General features: G+C 41.4%; 22 protein-coding genes. 7 read left to right on the top strand and 15 right to left on the bottom strand.

Features of this window, described 5'->3' with window-relative positions; translation table 11 throughout:
* The first annotated feature begins 77 nt into the window (after positions 1-77).
* From IEV27_RS18555 to uvsE, 4 genes are all read left to right on the top strand, one after another.
* Complete coding sequence (locus tag IEV27_RS18555; protein WP_188379014.1) at positions 78-902, top strand: aldo/keto reductase; 825 nt, start codon at positions 78-80, stop codon at positions 900-902.
* A 361-nt stretch (positions 903-1,263) separates the two neighbouring features.
* A complete protein-coding gene (locus tag IEV27_RS18550) occupies positions 1,264-1,866 on the top strand; it encodes a biotin transporter BioY (protein WP_188379013.1) in 603 nt (200 codons plus the stop codon).
* A 12-nt stretch (positions 1,867-1,878) separates the two neighbouring features.
* Positions 1,879-2,871 (top strand): biotin synthase BioB, encoded by a 993-nt coding sequence (bioB, locus tag IEV27_RS18545; RefSeq protein WP_188379012.1) that lies wholly within the window; start codon positions 1,879-1,881, stop codon positions 2,869-2,871.
* Between the two features lie 206 nt (positions 2,872-3,077).
* The gene (gene uvsE, locus IEV27_RS18540) at positions 3,078-4,028 is read left to right on the top strand and encodes a UV DNA damage repair endonuclease UvsE (RefSeq protein ID WP_188379011.1); all 951 of its coding nucleotides are present in this window, start codon (positions 3,078-3,080) and stop codon (positions 4,026-4,028) included.
* A gap of 31 nt (positions 4,029-4,059) precedes the next feature.
* Here the strand turns inward: uvsE and IEV27_RS18535 are convergent, their stop codons facing one another.
* From IEV27_RS18535 to IEV27_RS18495, 9 genes are all read right to left on the bottom strand, one after another.
* Positions 4,060-4,590, bottom strand: coding sequence for a YceI family protein (locus IEV27_RS18535; RefSeq protein WP_188379010.1), 531 nt, complete (start codon positions 4,588-4,590; stop codon positions 4,060-4,062).
* A gap of 159 nt (positions 4,591-4,749) precedes the next feature.
* Positions 4,750-5,331 carry a CDP-alcohol phosphatidyltransferase family protein gene (locus IEV27_RS18530; RefSeq protein WP_188379009.1) on the bottom strand — a complete coding sequence of 194 codons (582 nt, stop codon included), beginning with the start codon at positions 5,329-5,331 and terminating at the stop codon, positions 4,750-4,752.
* Between the two features lie 104 nt (positions 5,332-5,435).
* Positions 5,436-6,833 (bottom strand): alanine/glycine:cation symporter family protein, encoded by a 1,398-nt coding sequence (locus IEV27_RS18525; protein WP_229735422.1) that lies wholly within the window; start codon positions 6,831-6,833, stop codon positions 5,436-5,438.
* Between the two features lie 223 nt (positions 6,834-7,056).
* Positions 7,057-7,554 carry a PCYCGC motif-containing (lipo)protein gene (locus IEV27_RS18520; RefSeq protein WP_229735421.1) on the bottom strand — a complete coding sequence of 166 codons (498 nt, stop codon included), beginning with the start codon at positions 7,552-7,554 and terminating at the stop codon, positions 7,057-7,059.
* Positions 7,555-8,131: 577 nt separating this feature from the next.
* Complete coding sequence (locus tag IEV27_RS18515; protein ID WP_188379006.1) at positions 8,132-9,766, bottom strand: thiamine pyrophosphate-binding protein; 1,635 nt, start codon at positions 9,764-9,766, stop codon at positions 8,132-8,134.
* Between the two features lie 15 nt (positions 9,767-9,781).
* Entirely contained in the window at positions 9,782-12,580 is a 2,799-nt protein-coding gene (locus IEV27_RS18510) for a bifunctional diguanylate cyclase/phosphodiesterase (RefSeq protein WP_188379005.1), read from the bottom strand.
* Between the two features lie 145 nt (positions 12,581-12,725).
* Complete coding sequence (chrA, locus tag IEV27_RS18505; RefSeq protein WP_188379004.1) at positions 12,726-13,904, bottom strand: chromate efflux transporter; 1,179 nt, start codon at positions 13,902-13,904, stop codon at positions 12,726-12,728.
* Positions 13,901-14,224 (bottom strand): PadR family transcriptional regulator, encoded by a 324-nt coding sequence (locus IEV27_RS18500; RefSeq protein WP_188379003.1) that lies wholly within the window; start codon positions 14,222-14,224, stop codon positions 13,901-13,903. Before IEV27_RS18500 ends, chrA begins: the two co-directional genes overlap by 4 nt.
* Before the next feature lie 117 nt (positions 14,225-14,341).
* Positions 14,342-15,274 carry an ABC transporter substrate-binding protein gene (locus IEV27_RS18495; RefSeq protein WP_188379002.1) on the bottom strand — a complete coding sequence of 311 codons (933 nt, stop codon included), beginning with the start codon at positions 15,272-15,274 and terminating at the stop codon, positions 14,342-14,344.
* Positions 15,275-15,516: 242 nt separating this feature from the next.
* Here IEV27_RS18495 and IEV27_RS18490 point away from each other — a divergent pair, with 242 nt between their 5' ends.
* The 3 genes from IEV27_RS18490 to IEV27_RS18480 are packed head-to-tail and all read left to right on the top strand — an operon-like array spanning position 15,517 to position 18,509.
* Positions 15,517-16,506, top strand: a complete 990-nt coding sequence (locus IEV27_RS18490) for a FecCD family ABC transporter permease (RefSeq protein ID WP_188379071.1) — start codon at positions 15,517-15,519, stop codon at positions 16,504-16,506.
* Between the two features lie 32 nt (positions 16,507-16,538).
* On the top strand, positions 16,539-17,516 hold the full coding sequence (locus IEV27_RS18485) for a FecCD family ABC transporter permease (protein ID WP_373868129.1): 978 nt from the start codon (positions 16,539-16,541) through the stop codon (positions 17,514-17,516).
* A gap of 12 nt (positions 17,517-17,528) precedes the next feature.
* On the top strand, positions 17,529-18,509 hold the full coding sequence (locus IEV27_RS18480; RefSeq protein ID WP_188379000.1) for an NAD(P)/FAD-dependent oxidoreductase: 981 nt from the start codon (positions 17,529-17,531) through the stop codon (positions 18,507-18,509).
* 358 nt (positions 18,510-18,867) lie between these two features.
* Here the strand turns inward: IEV27_RS18480 and IEV27_RS18475 are convergent, their stop codons facing one another.
* The 6 genes from IEV27_RS18475 to IEV27_RS18450 form a co-directional block, all read right to left on the bottom strand.
* Positions 18,868-19,314 carry a DUF4385 domain-containing protein gene (locus tag IEV27_RS18475; protein ID WP_188378999.1) on the bottom strand — a complete coding sequence of 149 codons (447 nt, stop codon included), beginning with the start codon at positions 19,312-19,314 and terminating at the stop codon, positions 18,868-18,870.
* 4 nt (positions 19,315-19,318) lie between these two features.
* A complete protein-coding gene (glsA, locus tag IEV27_RS18470) occupies positions 19,319-20,269 on the bottom strand; it encodes a glutaminase A (protein ID WP_188378998.1) in 951 nt (316 codons plus the stop codon).
* Between the two features lie 194 nt (positions 20,270-20,463).
* The gene (locus tag IEV27_RS18465; protein ID WP_188378997.1) at positions 20,464-21,489 is read right to left on the bottom strand and encodes a cytochrome d ubiquinol oxidase subunit II; all 1,026 of its coding nucleotides are present in this window, start codon (positions 21,487-21,489) and stop codon (positions 20,464-20,466) included.
* Between the two features lie 119 nt (positions 21,490-21,608).
* Positions 21,609-22,940 carry a cytochrome ubiquinol oxidase subunit I gene (locus IEV27_RS18460; RefSeq protein ID WP_188378996.1) on the bottom strand — a complete coding sequence of 444 codons (1,332 nt, stop codon included), beginning with the start codon at positions 22,938-22,940 and terminating at the stop codon, positions 21,609-21,611.
* 710 nt (positions 22,941-23,650) lie between these two features.
* Complete coding sequence (locus IEV27_RS18455; RefSeq protein WP_188378995.1) at positions 23,651-24,415, bottom strand: class I SAM-dependent methyltransferase; 765 nt, start codon at positions 24,413-24,415, stop codon at positions 23,651-23,653.
* Between the two features lie 247 nt (positions 24,416-24,662).
* The gene (locus IEV27_RS18450) at positions 24,663-26,015 is read right to left on the bottom strand and encodes a glucoamylase family protein (RefSeq protein ID WP_188378994.1); all 1,353 of its coding nucleotides are present in this window, start codon (positions 26,013-26,015) and stop codon (positions 24,663-24,665) included.
* Positions 26,016-26,065: the final 50 nt, after the last annotated feature.

Below are 26,065 nucleotides of genomic sequence, written 5' to 3'. Positions count from 1 at the left end.
CAGAAAAGAGGATGATACGCCTATTCCTGTGCTACACTACCACTGTAACCCTTTACAAGAAAGGAAGAGATTTTCATATGAATACAGTTAAATTACACGACAAAATTGAAATGCCTCAGCTTGGTTTTGGGGTATGGCAAGTAGAAGAAAAGGATGCCGTGCCAGCTGTAACAAAAGCGATTGAAACAGGCTATCGTTCAATTGATACAGCGGCCATTTATAAAAATGAGCGTCAAGTCGGTGAAGCCATTGCGAAAAGCGATGTTCCTCGTGAAGAGCTTTTTATTACGACAAAAGTTTGGAATGCGGACCAAGGCTATGAGCAAACGATCAAAGCGATGGATGAAAGTCTTGAGAAGCTTGGTCTTGATTACGTGGATCTGTATTTAATCCACTGGCCGACTCCTGAATATGATGATTACGTAGAAACGTATAAAGCGCTTGAGCAACTGCAAAAAGACGGAAAGACGAAAGCAATTGGTGTTTGTAACTTCAACATTGATCACTTGCAGCGTTTACTGGATGAGTGTGATGTTAAACCTGCCATTAACCAGGTAGAATGCCATCCGTTCCTTGCACAAAATGAGCTAAAAGAATTTTGCCGTGAGAATGGCATTCTAGTAGAAGCTTGGAGCCCTCTTATGCAAGGTGGCGAAGTGTTAAATCATGATACGATTCAGTCAATTGCTGAAAAGCATGGTAAAACGCCAGCTCAAGTCATTATTCGCTGGCATTTACAAAATGACACAGTCGTCATCCCTAAATCCGTTACGCCGTCTCGTATTGAAGAAAACTTCGATGTCTTTGATTTTGAGTTAACAAACGAAGATATGAGTCACATCAATGAACTTGATCGTGGAGAACGAAAAGGGCCTGAGCCAAGTGAAATGAACGTGAGATAATTAAGGAATAGGCTGGGACAAAACGATATTCATCCGAGAAAGACCCGAACCATTCATTCGAATTGGATCGGGTCTTTCTGTATTTTGCAGTCACCGCTTCGTCAACATTCTTCGCTTATAAGCGGGCACGGCCTCAGCCTCCTCGGAAAGCGGCGCTTTTTCCTGTTCCTTTTCTCCAGACCATAAAGGAGGAACCGATTGATACCTTGTCTACAACCTCCATCCAAGCTTTTTCGACAGCCTGAAAGGACGCCAATGAGCGTCCTTTTTTAATGGATTAATGTTAACCTACACTAATTAAAGTTGACATATTGATAGATTTTCTTCTATGCTTAATTTATAAAATAGGAGGGGGAAGAACATGAGAACGAAGAGAAGTTGGAGTGCTATGGAAATAACGATGGGGAGTCTTTTTGTTGCGATGATGACAATCGGAGCTAACATTACATCAATTGCTCCTTTTATGGTAGTTGGCGGAGTTCCTATTACCTTGCAAACCTTTTTTGCGATCCTGGCAGGTTTAATCTTAGGGAGCCGGTTAGGGGCACTGTCGTTGTTTGTGTATATGCTGCTAGGTTTAATAGGAGCACCTGTATTTGCTCAATTTAAAGGGGGATTAACTGTGTTATTTACCCCAACCTTTGGATTTATTGTTTCTTATATACTCATTGCTTACATAGCTGGAAAAATGGCAGAACGTCAGCGAAGTGTAAAGATGTATGTAGCCGCATCTTTAGTGGCCATGGTGCTCAATTATATTATAGGGACCAATTGGATGTATGCCGCATACCTTTTCTGGTTCGAAGCTCCTGAAGGGTTAACCTACACACTGGTCTGGTCATGGATGATGGTTCCTTTGCCAAAAGATATTGTTCTTTCTATCTTTGCTGGTTTACTGGCGTATCGCTTAGAAAGAAGTGTTGTAAGGAAAAGTTCATTTCGTAATCGTGAAAAAATTGCGTAGAGGTGGGGAAATATGCGAGATTGGAAACTATTAGCTGAAAAAGTTATACAAGGCGAAGAAATTACCAATTCTGAAGCATTAGAAGTGCTCGAGTGTCATACGGATGAACTCTTGGAATTGCTCTATAGCGCGTACCTCGTTCGAAAACATTATTACGGAAACAACGTTAAGCTCAATATGATCATTAACACAAAGTCTGGGTTTTGTCCGGAGAACTGCGGATATTGTGCACAATCTAGAGATTCAAAAGCTCCGATTCAAAAATATCGAATGATGGACCGAGAACAAATCATTGAAGGGGCTGAACAAGCCCATAAGCTGAAGTCAGGAACATATTGTATTGTGGCGAGTGGGAGAGGCCCTTCCAAGCGTGAACTCGATATCGTGACGTCAGCCGTAGAAGAAATTAAGGATAAATATGATATGAAAGTATGTGCATGTCTAGGTTTGTTGAAGCCTGATCAAGCGAAGCGGTTAAAAGAAGCTGGAGTGGATCGTTATAATAACAACATTAATACGTCAGAGAACCATCATGACAATATTACGACCAGCCATAGTTACGACGACCGTGTTGATACCGTGAATCATGCTAAAGAAGCGGGCATCTCTCCGTGTTCAGGAGTGATCGTCGGGATGAAGGAGACGAAACAAGACGTTATTGACATGGCTCGTGCGTTAAAAGAACTGGATGCTGACTCTATTCCTGTCAACTTTCTTCATGCTATTGACGGAACGTTATTAGAAGGGACCGATGAATTAACACCAACTTACTGTTTAAAGGTACTCTGTTTATTCCGCTTCATTAATCCAACGAAAGAGATTAGAATTTCAGGAGGTCGAGAAGTGAACCTTAGAAGCTTGCAGCCGTTTGGTCTATATCCAGCCAATTCTATATTTGTAGGTGATTATTTAACTACTGCAGGTCAGGAAGGCACGAAGGACCATCAGATGCTTAAAGATCTGGGGTTTGATGTCGATTACGTAACGAGTGGAGAACCTGTATAAAATTCACTATAGGAAAAAAGAAAAGGACGCCACGTGCGTCCTTTTCTAATGGAATAAATCACTTCCCTTAAATAACGACTTAACGCCATAAAAGGTGGTAATCCCCATAAACTAAAAAATATGAACCGTCTAACGTGCTCGTGTACTTTTAAAAAGATAACGAACAGGGAAACATACTAAGCAATGAATAATAAAGGAGTCCTTTTATGAAAATTCGCTTTGGGTATGTCGCGAACGCGTTGAACTTATACGATGCTACCCCTTCAAAAACGATGACATTTGCCCGTTATCAAAAACTCTCCTCACCCGAGCGCGAAGATCAGCTGGAGCACATTACGCGAACGAATCTTCAGCACACCATACGCGCGCTTCACTATAATATTGGGCACGAAATTCTATTGTATCGGTTTTCTTCATCTTTAGTTCCATTGGCCACACACGATAAAGTGGAGTTCGACTACATTACACCTTTTCAAAAAGAATACGAATCGATAGGTGCACTTGTACGAGCGCATAAGTTAAGAACAAGTTTTCACCCAAATCAATTTACGCTCTTTACGAGTGATAAGCCTCATGTTACGGAAAATGCGGTAAAAGATATGGAATATCATTATCGTTTACTTAAAGCGATGGGATTAGAAAGGGAAGGGCATATTAACCTTCATGTAGGTGGAGCCTATGGAGATAAAACAAAGTCACTTGAACGTTTCCATAAGAACTTAAAGCAGCTTCCAGCCCGTATTAAACAGCAGATGACGCTGGAGAATGATGACAAAACCTATACAACTACAGAAACCCTTCAAGTCTGTGAAAGAGAAAGAATTCCGATGATGTTTGATTATCATCATTACATGGCTAATCATGATCAAGAAGAAAGACTGGAAGACTTGCTGCCTAGGTTCTTTCAAACGTGGAGCCACATGCCTCCTAAAATTCATATATCTTCACCGAAATCACAGAAAGAATATAGAAGTCATGCTGATTTTGTAGATGTTGAATTTATTAAACCGCTGTTACAGGAATTAAAGAAACTGGGACAGGACGTTGACTTCATGATTGAAGCAAAACAAAAAGACCGCGCCGTACTGAAAATAATTGAAGATATCTCATCCATCCGAGGTGTGAAGAGAATAAGTGGAGGTAGCGTGAAAATATAAAAAATCCCGCCTCAAATGGCGGGATCTTACTTTATTCAGCTACAATAAATTCGAAGTTGCCTTCAAATTTTACATCTTTACCAAGAAGCACACCGCCAGTTTCCATGGCAGCGTTGTAAGTCATGCCGTACGCCTCACGATTTACTTTTCCGCTTACATCAAAGCCGGCAACTGTGCTGCCATCCATTGGACTTTTTGATGTGCCGTTGTATTCAACAGTAAACGTTTCTTCGTTTGTCACACCTTTAATTGTGAAATCCCCCGTTACTTTGTATTCATCATCTGAAATCTTTTTGATCTTCTTGCTTTCAAAAATCATATTAGGGTATTGCTCAGCCTCAAAGAAATCTCCAGAACGTAAATGCCCGTCACGATCTTCATTTCCTGTATTAATAGATGTTACTGGAATGGTGACTTTTACACCAGCGGACTCGATGTTTGTCAGGTCTCCATTGAATTCAACTTCAAAATCCTCGAATTCACCCTTTGCTTTGGACACCATCATATGTTTAATTTGAAAATCTAATGTACTGTGCACTTTGTCTAAAGTCAGTGTAGTCATAAATAAAATTCCTCCTAACAAGTTATAAAATAAAATCTAGTTACTTTATGTAACTTATTATATGCATAAATTAGTTTGAAGTCAAGATATTTTAGTTAAAAATAAAAAGGACTTCTTAATTCGAAGTCCTAAAAATGCCGAGAACCCAACGGGTTCTTCTTATGTTAATATGCGTCGCGCTTCTATGAAGCGTTGGACGCCGGTAAATAATTCGACTACAAAAAACAAAAGGGTAGACCAGTACAATAGACTAGGGAACAGCAGCATGACGCTGAATAATATGAAGCCTTCTGTTCGTTCTGCTAAGCCAGCTTGATAATAAAAAGATTTTATCCCTGCTTTTTCTGACACCGTCCCTACAACTAAAAAGATCGTCATGGAAATAACGATCGAAACTGTCAGTAATAGCAACGGCCATAACACTTCGGGATGAACGTATGCAATCGCTACAATCATACTCACTTCTACGACTCGATCAAAAGTAATATCCATCACTGTGCCAAAAGGTGTTGTTTTTGTATGACGGGCCATCGTGCCGTCTACAGCATCCAGAAATCCTGATAACCATAAGAAAAGAACGGCTAATATAGGAAAGCCAAATACATATAACAGGCTCGTCCCTACACCTGCTAACAAAGCAAGGATCGTCACTTGATTGGCCGAAAAGCCTTTATTAAGAAACCATTTAGCCGTATGTTCGATGGGAGGTTGAACCATCTTTCGTGCGTGAGTATCTAACATTCAATCACCAACTTTAATCAAGTAAACTTTCAAGTTGCAGTATATCATGAAGAAGTCTTTTATCATGAAACCCCCTGCTCTCTAAAAGAGAAGCAGGGGATGAATTAATCACCATCTTCAACAAACAGTTTCACTTTTTTGTCTTTAGTCTTCTTCTTATACACACGATTAACGTAATCATCGGTCAGTGAAGCTATTTCTTTGTGCAGGAAGAGCAGAGGAATGATATTAGCCAGCAAGACAAAGGCGAGCAGTAAATCTAAGAATTGCCATACGAACTGCAATCCACCGATGGCTCCTAAGAAAACAGCGACAATATAGACAATGCGCATGAGCCTTGCTGCTTTTAAGTTAAATAAATATTCCGCTTGTTTTTCTCCGTAAAAGATGAGAACACCGATCGTAGTGATAACGAAGAAAATAAGGAAAACGGATATAAACACTCCGCCAAATGTGTCTCCAAATTCGGTAGCCAGTGCGACGTTGATCATGTTAGATGCATTATCTGGACCAACATCCTGCCAGGCTCCAGTGACCAATACGACGAGACCTGACATCGAACAAATGATAATGGTATCTACAAATACAGCGAAAATGCCCCATAATGCCTGTCTTGATGGGTGGTCGGTTTTTGCTGCTGCGTGAGCAATTGGAGCGGTCCCAAGACCTGCTTCGTTAGAATACAAACCGCGAGCAATTCCCCATCTTAGAGCTTCAGCTACCATAGCTCCGGCAAAACCACCCGTTGCGGAAATCGGAGTAAAGGCATGAGTAAAGATTAATCCGAACACATTTGGAATTTGATCAATATTAACGATTAAAATGTATAGACAAACGGAAACATAGACAATAACCATAAACGGGACCATTTTATCGGTAACTTTACCGATTCTCTTAATTCCTCCAAACACTACGATGGCGATGACGGCACACATGATCAAACCAGTAATTTCAACAGGCCATCCGAAGGCGCCTTCTGTTTGGGTAGCGATAGAGTTCGATTGCACCATCGTACTTGGGATTAATTCAATCATGAGGAAAAAGGCGAAAGCAGAAGCGACCCAATGCCAGCCGAGGGCTTTTCTTATGTAATACTGCGGACCGCCAACCCATTCATTTTTTTCGTTTTTCTCACGGTATTTTAACCCAAGCAATATTTCGGAGTATTTAGTCGCCATTCCAATAAGGGCAATGACCCACATCCAAAATAAAGCACCAGGTCCTCCAAGGGAAATTGCGACTGGGACACCTACTATATTTGTAGCTCCGGCTGTAGAGGCTAAAGCAGAGGTGAAAGCCTGAAATGGAGTAATCGTACCTGTTTTTTTTGTCTTTTTAAAGATTTGACCAATCGTCTGGTGCAGCACGTGACCAAAAAAACGAAATTGAAAAAATTTAAGGCGTATTGTTAAGAAAATGCCTCCAATAATTAAAATGATAGCAAGGGGGTAATTCCATAAAAAGTCTGATATTTCTGCGATAAAATTCTCGAACGTTTCCAAAAAGCCATCTCCTCTCATCTGTCAATTACACTGAATATTCCCTAAATTTCACATATTAAACAGAGAGTTAATCAGATAGGATGAGGGACTCATATAGGTAAGGTATGATAAAAGGCACAATGGCGAAAGGAGGATAATGAATGATTTTAAAAAGCAAATTTATATTTTCAAAAACAAAAGCATCCGTTCTCCTTTATGGGAGGATGGATGCTTTTATTATGCATTAAACTTCAGGGGTGGGGGTAGGTTCTATATCTCGATCTTCGTATTGCTGATCAATATCATCGCGGATGTCTTTAGTTGATTTCCCGTCCTGGTAATCAATAATGGCCTGAGCTGCAATTTCTAAGCACACCCCGCATTTTGTTCCATGATCATCCCATACCAAGGATCCATCTTCTCGGTTTTCATGAACGAAGCAATCATAATTATCACGATGCCCTACTGTTTCTCCACAGCCACAATAACACGGAATGTTCTCTAATAAGTCTTTATTTTGGGCAACGGAGACATAGATGTTTTGGATATCTTCATGTTTTTCTTCTAAAAAAGCAGGCATTACTTCATAACCGGAGGTTTCTTCTCTTATGTCTCCTCCTTCAGCAGTCTCATGACTGTGCCCTTCATGGTTTTGATTTGTATCTTCATTTTGGTCTCCCGCACACCCTATTAAGAAAGTAGTTAAAAGTAAACTTTTGATAGCGAAAAGCTTTACTTTCATTTTGCTCATTCCTTCCGTTAATTCAATCATATTTATGATAGAAGGAAACGAAAACAAGTACAAGCACGTTTGTCAGGTTTCATAAATTAGACATAAATAAGCAGCATACTTCAATTATGCTCAGGCTGTTGAAAAAGTTAAGACAGATATAATATTGGGTTATATGGTGGGTCCTGCATTTTTGTGTGGAGAAAAGGAACAGGAAAAAGCGCCGCTTTCCGCCGGGAAAGACAGAAAGTCTCCTCATCCCGCAGGAGTCGTCACTTTTTTAAGTTCCTTTGATCAAAAGAGGCTCTTGAAACCTTCGTAGAATGACCTGCTACAAACTTTGTTTCCATAAGGGCACAGCTTGTGTATGTGTTTTTTTCTAGTGATCTATTATCGGAAAAGGGTTTTAGGAAACGGCGACACTCCTATGGGAGATACGAATAAGGTGTGACCCAGGAGGGCTATAAAGCCCGAGGAGGCACACCATTCGCCCTTGGAAAGGGAGTCGTTTCCTAAAACCCTTTATTCTATCGAACGAATGAAACTTACACATGCATAAAAAAAGAACATACTTCAAGTATGCTCTTTTTTATTTTCCAAATGATGATAGGAACTTAACACGATCACCCATAGGGGGAACTCGATCATCGACTAAAGCAATTTCTAAAATAGTCGGACCGTTATGCTGCAGCAAAGGGTGAATAGACTCTTGATTTAAGTCCTCCATGTCGTTGACACGAACGCTCGGAATGCCGAGGGTTTTAGCTAAGGATGAAATATCAACGGGTTCTTGGGAAAAGCGGTCATGGGCGCGCTGATATTGTAAAGAATGGCCGTGGTGAACCATCCCTAAGCGAGCGTTGTTCATGACCACAAAAAGAACGGGAATCTGATATTCTTTTGCTGTAAGGAGTTCCATGCCGTGCATAAAGAAGCATCCGTCCCCCGTAATGCTAACCGTAGGACGATTAGGCTCAGCTAACTTTGAACCAATGGCACTGCCTATACCGCTTCCCATGGCACCAAAATGCACGTTGATATCGAAACTATCATTCTCAAGTACGTTCATGTGGTGAATCACGTAGGCCATGAACTCTCCGATATCAATGGTATAGCGCGTGTCTGTCGGTAATAAGTCTTGAAGTCGCAGGATTACGTTTTTGGTACTGTATTCGTCGGTTAGATTTTCAAACCGACGGCTTTTAGGAGAAGAAAGGGTTCTTTCATATCCTAATAGATGCAAACTTTGATTAAGGTAAGAGAGAGCCACTTCTGTATCTCCTAAAATGGCAGTATCTACAGGGTATTTGCGATTAAATACCTCCTCATCATAATCGATTTGAATCATCGTTTTGTTTTGGGAGATGTTTGGATTATAATTGTTCGTTGCTGTCTCTCCAAGACTTGACCCGACCACTAAAATCGTATCATAATCTCCTTCATTAATAAGTTCTGAAGCCGACTCATGACCTGCAAAACCAAATATTCCTTTACGTAATGGGTGGTCGTCAGGAATTAAGCCTTTTGCCTGAGGAGAAGTAATAATGGGCCATTTTAATAGTTCTGCTAATTCTAATAAATGGGGAACCGCTCCCCGTACGCCTTGTCCAGCAAATATAAAGCCTTTAGAAGAGGAGGTTATCCGTTTAATGGCTTTTTCAATAACAGCGTCCTCTGGCAGAAGGGGAGTACGTTTAGGGAAAGGAGGAAGCGCCCGCTTCTCCACTTGTTGAAGTTGTACATCAATGGGCATAGCGATATGAACAGGACCAGGTACGCCTGAGACAGCAATCTCTACCGCTTTATGAATTTCATCCAGTAAGTCTTCAGCGTGATCGACGCGCTTGCTATACTTGGTGACAGATTCATAGATTGGATGGGCATCGAGCTCTTGGGAAGCATTTAACCCCACTGTATGAACGGGTACAGAACCCGTAAGAAAAAGAATAGGTAAATGCTCTCTCATCGCATTAGCTGCCCCTGTAACCAGGTTGGTCCCGCCTGGACCACTGCTTCCTATACAAACACTAATTTCATTTGAGTATTTGGCATAAGCAGCAGCCATGTAGGAGGCCGCTCCTTCGTGTTTTGTTACAATAGGCGTAATTTCAGGTGTTTCATATAGCTCGTCAAAAAAAGCATTAACTGAACCTGCGGGTATCCCGAAAATATAAGACACATTCCCACTTTTTAAATAATCAACTACAGCTTTCACAGATTTCATGTATGACCCTCATTTCTAAAGATATTGACTATACATTTGTTGCATAACATTTTCTGCCTTTAGAGGCTTACTGAAATAATACCCTTGGATGAGATGGCAGCCGTGAGCATTTAAATATTCTACTTGCTCTTTCTTTTCGACTCCTTCGGCAATCACATCTAGTTGTAAACTGTTAGCTAAGGTAATGATGGTGTTTGTGATCGCTGCGTTGTTTGGGTTCTCGGGTAGCTCATCAATAAACGTTTTGTCTATTTTCAGCGTGTCCACAGGGAAGTCTTTTAAATAGCCTAAAGAAGAGTATCCTGTGCCAAAATCGTCAATTGATATTTTCACTCCAAGCTCCCTAAGCTGGTGTATGACATTGAGTGTTTTTTTCGTATTGTGAATAATTAAGTTTTCCGTCAGTTCTAGTTCTAAACAGGAAGGAGGAAGCTCTGTATCTTCTAAAATTTGTTTAACATTGGCTACGAGCTCCTCCTGGTTAAACTGTTGTGGAGATAAATTTACAGATACAGCCATGTGCTCAAATCCCTGGTTGTGCCATTCCTTGGTTTGCGCACATGCTTTACGCAAAATCCATTCTCCCATTGGAATAATTAAGCCTGTTTCTTCTGCCAAAGGGATGAAGTCCCTCGGTTTAATCACGCCTTTATTCGGTCGATTCCAGCGAAGTAAAGCTTCCACACCAACGATGACATTTTTCAAGGAATCATATTTCGGTTGATAAACAGCGGTTAACTCGTCATTTTTTAAAGCTCGATAGAGGTCATTTTCAAATTCAACACTTTCAACAGTTCGATCTTCTAATTCTGGATCGTATAGCTGAAACTGGTTTCCTGATAGTTTTTTTGCCTTGTACATGGCCACATCCGCATGTTTGATTAATTGTTCAGAGTTCATTCCATTATCAGGGAATATGCTAATTCCAATACTCGTTTTTACTGAGACCTCTTGACCGTTTATGTGCAGCGCATCGGAAAAGACTTGTAATACTTCCCGGGCGCAGTCCTTGGCTTCCTGCTTTGATTGAATGCTGGGAAGCAGAATAATAAATTCATCACCGCCTTGTCTTGATACTGTTGTTTCCTTTGGAAGCGCATGAAGAAGACAATCAGCAATTTTCTTTAACACTTTGTCTCCAAAGGTGTGACCAAACGTATCATTGATTTTCTTAAATCGATCCAGGTCAAGAAAAAGTACGCCAAGATTTCGTCCGTAAAGCTCAGCATATTTAAGGGCTTGATGGAGTCGGTCTTGAAAGAGAACGCGGTTTGGCAAGTTCGTGATGCTATCGTAATACGCGTGATATTTAATTTTCTCTTCCATTTGTTTTCGGTTGGTAATGTCTTTAAACGTCACGACGTAACCCACCGTTTCTTTATTTTCAATCTGAGGAGCAATAACAAATTCGACAGGGAAATGGTGGCCATCTTTTTTATGAAAGTATTCTTCCTCAGCCCCTTTATTATTTTCACTTGAAATGGTCGGGGAGAACTTACCGGATTCATCCAGCATACAATTAGGAAAAATATGATGGCTTGAGTGGCCAATTAATTCTTGTTCGTGTTGGTAGCCTAATAGATTAGTAGCAGATGGGTTGCAGAACGTGATCATCCCGTTAAGATCCAGTCCGAAAATTCCATCGCCTGCTGAGTTTAGAATAAGCTCTTTCTCACGTCCTATATGTTTAACTTCTTTAAGTAATCGCTCAAGTTCATTGTTTTTTTCGGTTAGTTCAGAGGTGCGTTCAGATATGATTAGTTCTTGCTTCTCAATGTATAACAAATAGGAGAGTACGGGAGCAGTGGCATCCACAATGGATTCAGCTAGCTGCATGGCCGAGTCAGGGTAAGTATAATTTTTTTCTTTAAGATTAACGATGGCTACAGTACCGAGAACTTTCCCAGTAGCGATTAACGGAATCATGTACATCCCTTTAATACCAAAGCGATGACAAGCTTCATGATTGGGGCGTGAGTCATTTACTGTGTCAGGTATGAAAATGGATTTCTTCGTTGAAAGAACCTCTTGGAAGACTAAATCTTTTTTAAAGTCGACATCTAGATGACGGTGAGTTTGCATCCAATCTTCTTCAGACCAATCACTATCTTTACTAAGGCTTGTAGGGTTAATATGCTGATGAGCGACAGGATCTAAAAGGTGGGCTCCAATATTTGAATTGCCTAGCACCTCTCCAAGATACTCAAAGCATTTATCCATTACCTCTTGGAGAGTAGAACACAACGATAATTCTCTTGTGACGTTTAACAGTAGCTGTTTGTCAGCAATTAACGATTCCTTTTTCGTTAAGTTGTTGGCATTTCTTACAGCTACGGCTGCCATATTGACATAGGCTTCTATGGATTCAATTTCTGAGGGCTGTAAATTCATCGGGATGCCATAATCAAAAAGGAAGACAAGACCATATAATTCGTCTTCATATGCCATAGGGAGAACGAGTAGTGATTTAATACCAAACGCTTCCACAGCTCTTCGATCAGGCCTTGAATCTTTAGAAGTGTCAGGGATATAGATCGGTTCTTTTGTATCTATCACTTCTTTGGCTAAATGGTCATGTGTTGTATCCACGACATGCATATCAAGTGACATGCCATTAATTAACTCTGGTTTTCCGACAAATCCGCGATACGTGCCATCTTCCTGGGGGAGGTAAATACCCACAGAATCACAGCTGACAATTTCTTCAGAGATTGCGGTCACCACATGCTTTAAAGCCTCTCTTAATTCTAAATTTGTGTTGATTAACTTAGTAATCTGAGCTAATCGAGAATAACGAGTTTGTTCGTTCGTCATAACCATTCCCCCAAAAACTGTAGATTTATATCGCAACGAACTCCTTTCATGCTTCATCTATTTGATAAGTATTTACCTCTATTATCGACAAGGAAAACAAAAATTGAGCATGAAACGTTAGATTTCATGCTCACAATTAGTTCTATCATATCAAATTTATAAGGAAGCCTGCACCCACACCGATCAGAACAATCGCCCAAGCGGGTACTTTAAAGAAATGCAAGCAGGCAAATAGAATAGCGGCTAACGCAAAGTCTGCATTACTTGTAATGGAACTTGTGATGACAGGATCATAGAATGCAGCTAAAAGAATTCCGACTACGCTCGCATTCACACCCATTAGTACCCCTTGGAACTTCGAACGTTTTCTCAGTTCATTTAGGAAAGGCAAAGCCGCAATTAGAAATAAGAATGAAGGGAGGAAAATTCCGATTGTAGCAACAACTGCCCCCGTGACTCCTTCAATCATTGTTCCTAAATAGCTGGCAAACGTGAAGAGAGGTCCAGGTACAGCCTGAGCCATCCCGTATCCAGCAAGAAATTCGCCAGAGTCGATCCATCCAGTAGGCACAACTTCTCTTTCAATCATCGGTAAAACAACGTGTCCGCCTCCGAACACGAGTGAGCCAACACGGAAGAAGGTATCAAATAGTTGAACAAGCATATGGTCTGTCGCGCGTGCAATCAAAGGTAGAAAGGCGAGCAGACTAACTAAAATTGCCAAGGAAGCGGCTCCTGCTTTCTTAGAAAATGTAACAGGAAAAGGTTCAACTTTTGTATCAGCTATTTTAGCGAAAAGCTTAGATCCTAGAAGTCCTGCAGCTAAGATAACAGCAATTTGCATCCAGGCTGAAGGAAAGAGCAGCATAATAAACGCAGCCGCCATTGCGATTCCTACTCTTGTTCGATCAGGTGTTAACTTTTTCCCTAACCCAATAAGCGCATGAAGAACCACGGCAGCAGCTACTACTTTTAAGCTTTGGATAAACCCAGCGTCACTAAGGTCGTAAGACTGGTACATAAGGGCGAAGAAGATGAGCACCAATATCGAAGGGACGGTAAAACCGATCCATGATACAATTCCTCCTAATAAACCTCCGCGGAGCATACCAATGGCAATTCCTACTTGACTGCTGGCAGGTCCAGGTAAAAATTGACATAATGCAATAATGTCAGCGTACGTTTTATCATCCAGCCACTTTCGGCGGTCGATGTATTCGTCTTTAAAATAAGCTAGGTGGGCTACTGGCCCACCGAAAGAAGTAAATCCTAACTTCGTGGAAGCCAATAGGATTTCCTTTAAAGAGCCTTTCGGTTTGCTCACGTGTCATTCCTCCTATTCCAATCATCGTGCAATACTTCTTGTGCGAGTTCACGCACTTGTTGCTTCCCTTCTTCAAGAACACGTTTGCCTTCCTTGGTAATTGTGTAATACTTGCGTACTTTGCCGTTCACGGTTTCTTCGTATTTGTGAAGGAGGCCGTTCTCGTGCAAGCTTTTTAAAGTAGGGTACAAGGTGCCGGGGCTGATGTTGTATCCATGTGAGGCCAATTCTTCCATGAGAAAAGCTCCATAAATGGGTTCAACATCTGCGTGGTATAAGATGTGGATCTTAATAGACCCCAGGAAAAAATCTCTTAACACTAAAACTCCTCCTTCCTGATATCGTGTTTCGATATCAAGATACGATAGTAAGAGATAAAATTCAATAAAAAATGCGTAAACTTAACAAAGTTTACGCAATCTTTACATTTAATAATTTTACTCGGCTAAGGCATCTTTTACGGCATCAAGAGTCATTTCATGGGCGAGTACACCATCGATCGTCCAATGGCTTGGATCGTTCATCGTATAGACTTGGTCGTTTTCTACAGCAGGAATGCTTTGCCATACGGAACTTTCATCTAAAATTTCCAAACCTGGTTCATTTTCCTCTGCAATAACGAAAACATGATCGGCGTCAAGCTCGCCTAGCTTTTCCATGGAAATCGGATTCCACTGCTCCTCCTGCTCTAGCTCTTCTACAAATTCAGGCTGAGTCAGCCCCACTTCGTTATATAAAACTTCTGCGCCGTAGCGAGTAGATTCAAAGATGTAGAATTCTTCTCCCATCGTCCACAGAAAAGCTACTGATTCGTCCCCAATAGACTCATCAATCGTTGCTTTTGTTTCTTCGACTTTGTCATCAAAATCTGCAAGGACATCTTGAGCTTCATCCTGTTTATTTAAAATTTCTCCCATTTGTGTCAGCTGTTTACGCCAGTCCATGCTGACTTCGTCTTCATACACATAAGTGGGAGCAATACTTTCATAATCCTCATACGATCCGTTTTGAATAGATGAAGGGGAACTGAAGATGATTAAATCTGGATCTTGATTTAATGTTTCTTCTAGAGGTAAGTCCCACTCAATGGTTGGAACATCTTCCAGCTGAGGTTGAAGGTAGTCAATGACATCCTCTCCAATAGACCATTGGGCTGCGGGTTTTTCTCCAAGGGCAAGGAGTGAGTCCTCTAAGTAAGGAGCAAGAATATGATCCGGGTTTTCAGGAATTGTAACTTCGCCAGAAGCATGCTCGAGGGTACGTTCGTTTTCCTCTTCATTTGAATCACTAGATTCTTCCTCGTCATTGCTGCAAGCAACCAAGCTAAGTATAAGTAACAAACTAGTTATAAAAAGAAAGCTGTTTCTCATTATGATTTTCCTCCTATGATAAAGTAATCATTCTTCTATCGATAATGATAATCATTTTCATATGAATAGTCAATTTATATTTTATAAAGTTTGCTTGAACATTTATTTAAACTCCCATATACTTGTGAGTGATAATCATTCTCAATTTAAAATATACACGTTTAATCGCAAGAGGGTGCAAGAAGGGTTGAGTGACATTGGGTGACGTAAATGAAGAATATAAAGAGGGTCAGCCGAAACGGATGGGACGAGCCGCTATCGTCCTTTTTTTAGCGATTGTCGGTTTGATCGTTTCGTTGGGGTGGTCAGTTGCCCTTGGTGCAGCAGATATTGATATTTCAACTGTATGGAATGCTGTTGTAGCTTTTGATCCATTAAATACAAATCACCAGGTAATTCAAGAGCTGAGACTTCCAAGAGCAGTAGGTGCAGCATTAGTTGGAGGGTTTTTAGCGGTATCAGGTGCGGTAATGCAGGGGTTGACGAGAAATCCACTTGCTTCTCCTTCTGTAATGGGTGTAACTCACGGAGCTGCTTTTTCTCTTATTGTGGCCCTTGTGTTTTTCCCAGAAATATCCAATGTTGGGATGATGATTGCTTCCTTTATTGGAGCAGGAATGGCAGTGCTATTAGTCATTGCGGTCGGTTCTTTTTCAAGTGGGGGATTAACCCCGGTAAAATTGGCCCTTGCTGGAGTTGCCATAGGAGGAATGCTTAGCTCATTATCCACTGCGATTTCTCTCCACTTTCAAGTAGCAAAGCAAATGAGCTTTTGGTACGCAGGCGGATTGGCAAATACGAGCTGGACCTCTGTGAAAGTGCTTGTAATAGCTGGAGTTGTGGGGATGATACTCGCTGTTGCGATTTCTAAATCGATGACCGTCCTTAGCCTCGGTGAAGACATATCTAAAGGGTTAGGCCAAAATACGATGTTGATTAAATCTCTAGGAGTTATTGTTGTTTTTTTACTATCAGGAGCGGCTGTTTCTGTTGCGGGGACCGTAGGGTTTATTGGATTAGTTATTCCTCACATTACTCGTTTTCTAATTGGTTCAGATTACCGGTTAATCATACCGGTATCGGCTATTCTTGGTGGATGGCTTCTTGTGGTCGCTGATACTGGAGCGCGGCTTGTGAATGCGCCTTACGAGACTCCTGTTGGTGCAATTACAGCCTTTATTGGTGTTCCCTTCTTTCTTTATTTAGCGCGCGGACAAAGGGGGAGCATGTAATGGAACAAGGACGCACTCACTTTGCATTATGGATGATTGGGCTGTTGATTTTAAATGTGTCTCTCTTTCTTTTGAGCTTAAATTTAGGAGCTATACAAATAAGTCCTTCTGAAGTATTTCGTACTTTTCTAGGCGAAGGTGACTCACGCCAAGAACTTGTCTTGTTTCAGTTTCGCCTTCCTGGAATTGTTATTGCTTTATTAGTTGGAATGGCGCTCAGTGTTTCGGGGGCCATTTTACAAGGAGTAACTCAAAATGATTTAGCCGAGCCAGGGATTTTGGGGATTAACACAGGGGCTGGCTTTGTTGTCGTATTATATATTTTCTTTTTCCAGTCATCTATGGGTTCTCTTAGCGGGTGGAGCATTTACATTCTTCCCTTATTTGCATTAGTTGGGGCTTTTTTAGCTGCACTGATTGTCTACGCATTGGCATGGGAACGAGGCATTGAACCGATTCGTTTAATATTAGTAGGCATTGGTGTGAACGCTGGATTTAGTGCTGCTCTCATTCTCTTTCAAGTCCAAATGAACCCGCAGGATTTTATGCAGGCTATGGTTTGGTTGTCGGGAGATATTTGGAGTGCAAATTGGAACTTTGTCGGGGCCACAGCTCCTTGGATTTTTCTTTTAATCGTATATAGCTTGTATAAAGCGTCACCTTTAAATGTATTAACATTAGGTGATGACTTGGCTAAGGGGCTCGGGGCTCCTGTTGAAAAGGAGCGTATTATTTTACTCCTGCTAGCTGTCAGCTTAGCAGGACTGTCTGTAGCAGCTGCAGGAGGAATTGCCTTTTTAGGATTGGTCGCGCCTCATATGGCTAGAAGAATAGTTGGACCGAGACATGAACGAATGCTTCCGGTCTCAGCTTTACTCGGGGCGGCGATTTTGCAAGCGGCTGATATAATGGGAAGCAATTTAATTGCCCCCTCAGAAATTCCGGTTGGGATTGTTGTAACTATTGTCAGTACACCATATTTCATTTACTTGTTAATGAAAACGAGGTAAGGAGAGGAAACAATGAATGATGAACAATTTGACCTCACGATTATAGGGGGCGGAACCACAGGGTTATATACCGCTTTTTATGCTGGTATGCGTGATATGAAGACGAAAGTAATTGAATATCAACCTGGTCTGGGAGGAAAAGTTTCCTTCTTTTATCCAGAGAAAAAGATTTATGACGTAGGCGGCTTTCCGGGGGTTAGTGGGGAAGAATTGGTTTCGAATGTAGAAAAGCAAGCTCTTAGTGTCGAACCAACTATTGTTACGAGAGAAAAAATCTCCTCGATCGAAAAATTAGATGATGGAAGTTTTTTATTAACTTCTGGGTGTGGAGGGCGACACTATTCGAAGACCATCATTATAGCTTCTGGCTTGGGAACATTTGATATGGAGCCAATACAACTTCCAGGAAGCAATTTGTACCAAAGTAACATTCATTGCACCATTCAAAAAATCAAGCAGTATGAAGGCAAAAAAGCAGCTGTTTTATCAGATAGCCGAGTAGGAGTGGACTGGGCCTTAGCCCTCGAAGGGGTGGCTGCAGAAGTCTACTTAATTAACCATGGAACTGAATTTAAAGCCGTATATGAACATGATATCGATAAATTAGAAGCTTCGACTGTAAATGTTTATAGAGAAACGAACGCAGTTGAAATGAAAGGATCGGATAATAAATTGTCGGAGCTAGTCTTAGATTCAGGAAAGCGGCTGGAGGTAAACGACCTGCTGGTGTACCAAGGGTTGAAAATCGAGAAGGGTAAATACGAGAAGTGGGGGATAACGACTGAGAAAGGCCGCATACCCGTAGGGGAAGATATGAGCACGAATATTGATGGAATTTTTGCAGCGGGAGATGCTGCGATCTATCCTCATAAGACGATGTTGATTGCTTCAGGATTTTCAGAAGCGATGACAGCGGTAAACAGTGCTAAGCAGGCGATTGATCCTAAAGCAAAATCTCAAGTCTATAGCACAGTGATTTACAAGCATTCCTAGTGCCCAGAAATACATGGGTACTAGTATCCGTCATTTTGTTTTTAGAAAAGGGGTCGAAAAAGAGTTGCTTTCCCCGGAGTATGAAGGTAAAGTCTCCTCGGTATGTGACCTGCGGGGGCTTCCCTGTCAGCCTGTTCCGCAGGAGCCATTCCTGTGAAAAAGGAATGGGTGTTTGCACAAAAAAAGATCCTCCGTTATGATGCAGCTGATTAAACACGATCATAAACTCAAGGAGGATCTTCACATTATGCCTGTGCCGTGACCGATAGCGGCCTTGAATTGAGAAAAAGCTGGCCCATTGTTTAATTTCACCAGGGAACTTTTCACTACAAGCTGAGCTTACATAGATAGATTTTTACTATCCATACTTTTTTTGATGTTCTTTTTTTAACTTTAAATAATCCTCGTCTTCACGTGCTTTTATCCACTTCCCTTCGAATATAGCAGCAGACTCAGCTTTTTCTTTATCGATCTGTCGTTCATTGACTTCTCCATCTTTATTATATTTTTTGCCGCCTTTATAATTGGCATACCTTCGTGCCCTTGTATAACCCATTTGCAGAAATTTCCTCGACATATCCATACCAACAAAGTCATCCTGCTCTTTATAATCAAGAAACATTTGATAAATTTTATGAGATGAATTTTTTGCGATGTCTGGTGTTTTAAACCGCCAATGCGGCAGAATTTCACTTTTGTACGGTTCCACCATTAAAACACCTTGCTCTCCACGACCCGCACGATACTTTTCCGGATGTGCTCGAAAATCGGTGTTATCAAAGTCAATCGAATAATCAAAAGCCATAGATTTACTCCCCTGCAGTGTTTTCAATGCCAAACATGTTTAATTCTAAGTCTTTCGAGAGCTTTTTAATGAGAGCTCCTCCGGCTGTACTATTCCCTTTACTATCGATGGCCGGACCAACTACTCCAATTCCCATTTTTCCAGGAACAGAACCTATGACGCTTCCTGATACTCCGCTTTTACATGGAAAGCCTACCTCAACAGCAAAATGACCGGATGCATTGTACATGCCAGAAGTGAGCATTATGGCTTTTACTGTACGTAAATGATGATCAGGAATTAACTTATTGCCATCAGGATCAATTCCGCCTCTAGCAAGAAAAAGACCAACTCTAGCAAAATCATTACAGCACATCATAATAGAATTCATTCGAAAGTAAAGGTCGAGAGCTTCTTCTACATCCGTTACTAACGTTCCTGTGCTTTGCATGAAATAAGCGAGTGAGCGGTTCCGTGCCCCATTGGCTATTTCCGATTGATAGACGGATTCATCCATTTCAAGGTCATCGTTTTCAGTAATATCTTTTAAGAAGGTAAGGTAGCGTTCAAATCGTTTATCAACACTCTGGCCTTTAATAAGAGAAGCGACGGAAATGGCGCCGGCATTAATCATTGGATTAAAAGGTTTATTTGTATCAGGAGATTCAAGGGAAGAAATGGAGTTGAAGAAATCACCCATCGGCTCCATGCCTACCGTTTGGAAGACGCGATCTTTTCCGAAATCCTGCAACGCGAGCATAAGTCCAATAATTTTTGATGTGCTCTGCATGGGGACGTTTTGCTTGTAGTCACCAGCAGAATAGATTTCGAAGTCTTTCGTAATAATCGTTACGCCTAAAAGGTCCTTCATTGTGTCGTCAAAAGTCGGGATGGCCGCATTGACACTCCCTTGTGAAGCGAAAGGTTTACTATCCTCAATTGCTTCATTTAAGTATTGCGTACTGAGTTCTGGCATATCACAGGCTCCTTCAGTTTAAATTAAACGATTGGACGCTAAACGTTTCGTTCGATCAGTATTCCATATGGATGGAGGTTTCAAATTATGTACCCTTTAAAGAAGGAACAATAAACCTTCCTTAAGCATACCGAGCCAATAGGACAATGACCTTGATAAAATGAAAATAAGGACCTGTTGGATAAGGTCCTTGGTTATGGCTGTTTTAAGTAGCGCTGATCCTTAAGAAATAATCTCCAGAACAAGATAAAGGCAGGAATAAGAATTGCAAACCCTCCGGCATAAACGATGAGCAGTTTATAAAATACGGTGGGATTTGTAAAGCTGCCTCCTACGGTTAAATCTGGATAAATTAAATAAGGAAGGTGGGCTGAGCCATAAGCGTAAATCGCGATGCCGTACTGAATGATAATGGACAATACGGCTAAGCGTGCCAGTCCTTTTCTCCCGTTCTTCCCTTTTATAAATAGGAAAGCATAGCCGAGAAGGAAGAAGAGTAACGACAGTCCAAACCAGATGGGATTTCCTTTAACACTATCAACAAACCAGGCAGCATCAGCCGGCATGGTTTCAATGGTCAGGATCGCGATAATAATTGAGACGGGACCTAACCATAAAGCATGCTTTCGGTATGTTTGATAAGCTGACCAATCCTCAGCCTCTTTTGAATAATCCATAAGGAAAACAGCAGATATGAACAATTCAGTGGTCAGTCCGAAGGCAATGTGCATATATAACGTTGGGTGAGTAAGTAACTCTCCATAAAGCAGTTGAGGATAGTCGTCCACGATCTCGACAAAGCCTCCGAGAGTAATCGGAAGCATACTAACAAGTAAGGCAGGAATAATCAGCCCGGTAAGTCCGGAAGTGATAATGAGCAGGTCTCTATATTTATTTGCATGATTTGCGAAAACCATAAAAGTCGTTCGAATGGTTAATAAAAGAAGTCCCATACCAACAGGAAGTAACAATAAACTTCCGAGCATCGTAGTAGCAAATGGGAAAAAGCTAACGAGCGCTACGACAAAAATAACGAAAAATACGTTCGTCACTTCCCAAGTAGGCGAAAGAAAACGGTTGGCGATTTGAGAAGCACTTGTCTGATCATTTTTTCCATAAATCATACCCCAGAAACCGGCGCCGAAATCTAGTGAGCCGAGCATTGCGTAGATAAATAGAAGAGTCCATAAGATCGTAACCGCTAAAATTGAAGGTTCCACTAGAACTCACTCCTTTCTAAAAAAAGTAGTTTCGCTAATATATGTGATTTTTCATCGATAAAACCTTATATTCACGGATGAGCTAACGCTGATATTTCTAAAAAATGCGGATATCGATATTACCCATTTCCAGCTGTTAACTCTTGCTCCATAGGGTTTCGTTTGAAGTAGTATCGCATCACAAAGCCAGTAACAAACAACAACACGACATACAACGTCAGAAACGAAATAAGCAGAATTCCGACACTGCTTGATCCTGTAGCTGCTTCTGCCGTTGGCAGGACATCAGTTATGGTCCAAGGCTGACGACCGATACAACTGAAGCACCACCCAGCTTCAATCGCAATGACCGCTAACGGACCGCTTACAACTAGAAGGGCAAGCATCCATCCTGGAAATTCTCTTTTTAATACGTGCTTCCAGAAAAGTGCAGCAAGTGATAGAACAATTAATAACGTTCCAATCCCTACCATGATATTAAATAAGATGTGCACGTAAAGGGGAGGCCAAAGCTCTTCAGGATATTCATTTAATCCGATGACTTCTGTATCGAAACGGTCCCCCGCTAAAAAACTGAGAGCGTTGGGAATCTCTATGGCATATTTGACTTCTTGATCCTCTAAAGAGGTGTATCCCCCAATGGATAAGCCAGCATAGCGTGTCGTTTCAAATAAACCTTCAGCAGCTGCAAGTTTTCTTGGATTTTCTTCATGGAGCATTTGAGCTGTTTCATGTCCATTAATTGCGGTAGCAAGAGACATAGCCGCACCAAAATACAAAGCAATCATCAACGCTTTTTTATGATAACTTCTCTCCTCGCTAGACAAGTGACGCTTCATTAAGCGAATTGCTGCGATTGACGCAATAAGAAAGGCGACAGTCATATAAGCTGAGAGAGTCACGTGAATGGCGGTGACTCCGAAGCTCGGATTAAAGAAAGCATTCCAAACATTAACATTCGTAATCGTCCCATCTTCCGATATATCAAACCCAGCCGGTGTATTCATCCAGGCGTGGACATCCGTAATAAGGATGGCTGAGGCTGTTGCTCCCATAGCCACTAACGTAATACTTAATACACGCAACCCTTGAGGTAAACGATCAGCAGCATATAAGTAGATCGACATGAAAACCGCTTCAATCAGAAAAGCAAAAATCTCTAACTGAAAGGGAAGAGAAATAACCTGACCGACAATTTCCATAAAGTTCGGGAAAAGCAGCGACAGAAGTACAGCTACAATCGTTCCCGAAGCGATGGAAACGGCTAGTAATATGGCAAACCCCTTCGTCCAGCGTTTCGCCATTAACGCGTAATGTTCGTCCTTTTTAATCCAGTACATGACTTCTGCAAGAATGATCATGATGGGAAGGCCAACACCGATCGTTGCGTATATAATATGAAAGCCCATCGAAGAACCAAACAACACTCGAGCCATTACTACAATATCCATAACGTCACCTCATACTTTTTATCCGCGACAGTTCTACAAATTAATCTAGCTTCAGCCTGTCCGTTAAAGGATAAAAATAAACATAAAAAACCTATAACTGAAGAGTTATAGGGGCAGCTTGTAGAGAAACCTTAGTTCTCTATTTTTCGTTACATTGTAAACATTTCTTGCATAAGGAAGGAAACGAATCCCTTTCCATGACCCTACACGACGTGGGGTCTTTCCGCTTCGTCAACATACTTCGCTTTTAAGCGGGCATGGCCTCAGCCTCCTCGGAAAGCAAAGACCGCTTTCCTGTGGGGTCTTCGGACTCGTGCTGTTCCCGCAGGAGTCTTCGTATGTTAACTACGCTGCATGGTGTTAATTTTTGAATGATCGTTAATTACGTCTTTTCAGAAGACAGTTATCGTTTTGGCCCAAGCCCATTTTCAGCTTTATGAAAACAGAGTTTGCAACAGGGCATTGACTTTAGGATGGTTCCAAAACCCCACTTTGATCAAAGGAAAGGAAAAGCGCCGACTCCTGCGGGGGGGAGCAGACAGGAGAAGCCCCGGAGGTCGCAGACCGAGGAAATTTTCCATCTTGCCCCGCGGAAAGCGGCGATTTTTCCTGTTCCTTTTCACCAAAAAATATGAAGGAGCCATATTCTATTATATCCGTCTAAGCTTTTTCGACAGCCTGAACCTATAACTAAGATTTATATGGATATGCTATTTCTGGTAGAGAACCATCCATTCGTCAATAGAGAATGAAACGATGTGCTCCTCTTGTCTGATTATATTAAAATAAGATTGTAATTTAGGCTCACTGTTTAAGAAGTAGTCTTCTACTTTTTGAACCTCATCATCTTCTAATGTGCGCTGAGCCCAATCAGTAAAAGGAAGAGTCTTCTTACGAGCAGTTTCTTTTTGTATAGAAAAGTGATTTGCTCGAAGGATTTCTTTCCACTCCGAGATTTTCAAAGCTCTATGATGGCTGGGGTCGCGCATTTTTTCGAACGTGTTGTAAAAGTGATCGAGCTCATCATCCTCAGCAGCGATATTATCAATCATTAGAAATAGACCGCCTTTTTTCAATACGCGTTCTGCTTCTTTTATAAATTGAGAAGGATTCGGAAAATGATGAGGAGCAATACGACACGTGACAGCATCAAAAGTTTCTTCAATAAAAGGCAATTCTTCGGCATCGGCTACCACGTAATGAATATTAGTAAAAGGTTTAAGGTGATGGGCGGTGTTGGCCAGCATATCTTTCGTCAGGTCTGTTGCAAATACGAGGTTAACATTCGTACACAGCTCTTTAGCCACATGCCCTCCTCCCGTAGCGATATCGAGTACAGTCCAGCTGGGTTGAGGGTTAAGCCATGCTGTTATGGCTTCTAAGTCACTTTGATTGTTGTGAGTCTTACTTGTTACATAAGCTTCTTTACTTTTCGAAAATGTCTGTTGAACCTGACGTTTAATGGAATCAGACATAGGATCGCCTCTTTCGTTTTCAAAGGTTACTTTTATTATACGATGGTACCCTTGATAAGGGGAGTAGTGGTTTCATATCAAAAGTGATAACTATTTATTATCATAGGGGTGGGATAGTGAGAGAAAAAGCGGAAAGCGAAGTATGTTGACGAAGCGGTAACTGATAAATACAGAAAGACCTGATCCAATTCGAATGAATGGTTCAGGTCTTTCTTGAATTAATATCGTTTTGTCCCAACCTTGATTTTTATTTAATGGAAAACTCTTCACGCTCTAATAGATCTTCTGGATTTTCTCCAATTTCATCCTGGTGGAAATAATCTCTAATGACTCCATCGTGAAGGTAATTAGCAATTGCAACAATAGACATTCCCTGGTCTAAAGCAAGATAGGCTTCAGTAACTTCACCCGTTTCAACGTTTACAGAATCTTTAAATCCGTATTTTCCGTAAGTGTCAAAGCTCTTCAACGTTTGAATGTTTTCAAAGGCTTCCATGGGTGCATATTCAAGTGCTAAAAATGTCGCATGAGGTGTGACAGTGCCGTCATCTTCATAGCCTTCATGTCCTAGTGGAGCAGCTCCAAATTCTTTGTAATCATCAGGTGTAGCGGCCGGAGACATTCCCCATGCTTCATATCCTTGTTCTTCCGCATATTCGATCTGAATATCAACATGACGCTGGTTATTTAAACCAAGAGCATCTTGACCGAGTTCCTTTTCTTTCATAACGAGCTGTGGCATAAGAGCTTCAAACATACTGCCGCCCCAGCTTGGTACATACTTTTGATCGTTGTACGTGTAGTGTCCTTCAAATACTTCGATGCCATCATATGTTTCCGTGTAACCTTCTGGAGTTTGTGATTGCCAATCCCACTCAGCTGGCATCGTGCGCTCCATTTCCCACCAGTGAGTTTTAGGTACATCGCCTTTACCAATTGACAAGTAGCTAGCGACACGCGGCTCCGTGTAGAGCGCGCCGTAGTGGTGGTCGGTCAAGCTTTCGATTGCCACGTCATATCCACCATGCATTTGTCCGACTTCAGGGTCGTATAGGGTAGAGTAATCCATGGCCTCGACAAGTTCACTCGTTTGCTCGTTAAGCTCTGGATATGCTTGGCCTGCAACCATAAGACCTGCGGATAACCAGCCGTTATCTACCGTGGAAATAAACTGTCCCCAATCGGTCATAAGTGAGCCGTCATCTGTATAGTACCAGTTATAGTATAGGCCGTTCCATGTTTCCATTTCTTCTAAGGTATCTAAAGTGGTTTGAATTTTAGAAATGGCCTCATCTTCAGAGAGAGTACCTGATTCTTCAGCTGCAATTGTACTCATAAAGTACATTCCGATGTTAGTAGGGGAGGTGTGCTTTTGAGGATCTAATTCCTCCTTATCTGTTCGTACAGCATCATAAGTTAAGCCAGTATCTTCATCTGTGAAATCTTCAAAATACCGATAGGTTTGCTTCGAAATCGATTCTAACTGCTTGGAGAGAGCTGCTTCTTTTCCTTTTTCACCGGGGATCGCTCCGGAGGTAGAAGGCAATGCTGTGGTTATCAAAAAAGTCAAAACGGCTAAGATATACAAAGTTTTTTTCAAAGTAACACTCCTTTTGGTTTAGTGAAACGTTTCGATTAGAAGTATACATA

The sequence above is a fragment of the Halobacillus andaensis genome (assembly GCF_014636475.1).
GTDB classification, from domain to species: Bacteria; Bacillota; Bacilli; order Bacillales; family Halobacillaceae; genus Halobacillus_A; species Halobacillus_A andaensis.
This window is presented reverse-complemented; position numbering and strand designations above follow the sequence as displayed.

Excerpts from the sequence above, each read along its gene's own strand:
- IEV27_RS18495 (WP_188379002.1), bottom strand. The coding sequence starts at position 15,274 with ATGAGAAACAGCTTTCTTTTTATAACTAGTTTGTTACTTATACTTAGC.
- IEV27_RS18455 (WP_188378995.1), bottom strand. The coding sequence starts at position 24,415 with ATGTCTGATTCCATTAAACGTCAGGTTCAACAGACATTTTCGAAAAGT.
- IEV27_RS18520 (WP_229735421.1), bottom strand. The coding sequence starts at position 7,554 with ATGAAAGTAAAGCTTTTCGCTATCAAAAGTTTACTTTTAACTACTTTC.
- IEV27_RS18535 (WP_188379010.1), bottom strand. The coding sequence starts at position 4,590 with ATGACTACACTGACTTTAGACAAAGTGCACAGTACATTAGATTTTCAA.
- IEV27_RS18460 (WP_188378996.1), bottom strand. The coding sequence starts at position 22,940 with ATGGATATTGTAGTAATGGCTCGAGTGTTGTTTGGTTCTTCGATGGGC.
- IEV27_RS18530 (WP_188379009.1), bottom strand. The coding sequence starts at position 5,331 with ATGTTAGATACTCACGCACGAAAGATGGTTCAACCTCCCATCGAACAT.
- glsA (WP_188378998.1), bottom strand. The coding sequence starts at position 20,269 with ATGCCAGAACTCAGTACGCAATACTTAAATGAAGCAATTGAGGATAGT.
- IEV27_RS18480 (WP_188379000.1), top strand. The coding sequence starts at position 17,529 with ATGAATGATGAACAATTTGACCTCACGATTATAGGGGGCGGAACCACA.
- bioB (WP_188379012.1), top strand. The coding sequence starts at position 1,879 with ATGCGAGATTGGAAACTATTAGCTGAAAAAGTTATACAAGGCGAAGAA.
- IEV27_RS18515 (WP_188379006.1), bottom strand. The coding sequence starts at position 9,766 with ATGAAATCTGTGAAAGCTGTAGTTGATTATTTAAAAAGTGGGAATGTG.
- IEV27_RS18555 (WP_188379014.1), top strand. The coding sequence starts at position 78 with ATGAATACAGTTAAATTACACGACAAAATTGAAATGCCTCAGCTTGGT.
- IEV27_RS18485 (WP_373868129.1), top strand. The coding sequence starts at position 16,539 with ATGATTGGGCTGTTGATTTTAAATGTGTCTCTCTTTCTTTTGAGCTTA.
- IEV27_RS18475 (WP_188378999.1), bottom strand. The coding sequence starts at position 19,314 with ATGGCTTTTGATTATTCGATTGACTTTGATAACACCGATTTTCGAGCA.
- IEV27_RS18510 (WP_188379005.1), bottom strand. The coding sequence starts at position 12,580 with ATGACGAACGAACAAACTCGTTATTCTCGATTAGCTCAGATTACTAAG.
- IEV27_RS18550 (WP_188379013.1), top strand. The coding sequence starts at position 1,264 with ATGAGAACGAAGAGAAGTTGGAGTGCTATGGAAATAACGATGGGGAGT.
- IEV27_RS18490 (WP_188379071.1), top strand. The coding sequence starts at position 15,517 with ATGGGACGAGCCGCTATCGTCCTTTTTTTAGCGATTGTCGGTTTGATC.
- uvsE (WP_188379011.1), top strand. The coding sequence starts at position 3,078 with ATGAAAATTCGCTTTGGGTATGTCGCGAACGCGTTGAACTTATACGAT.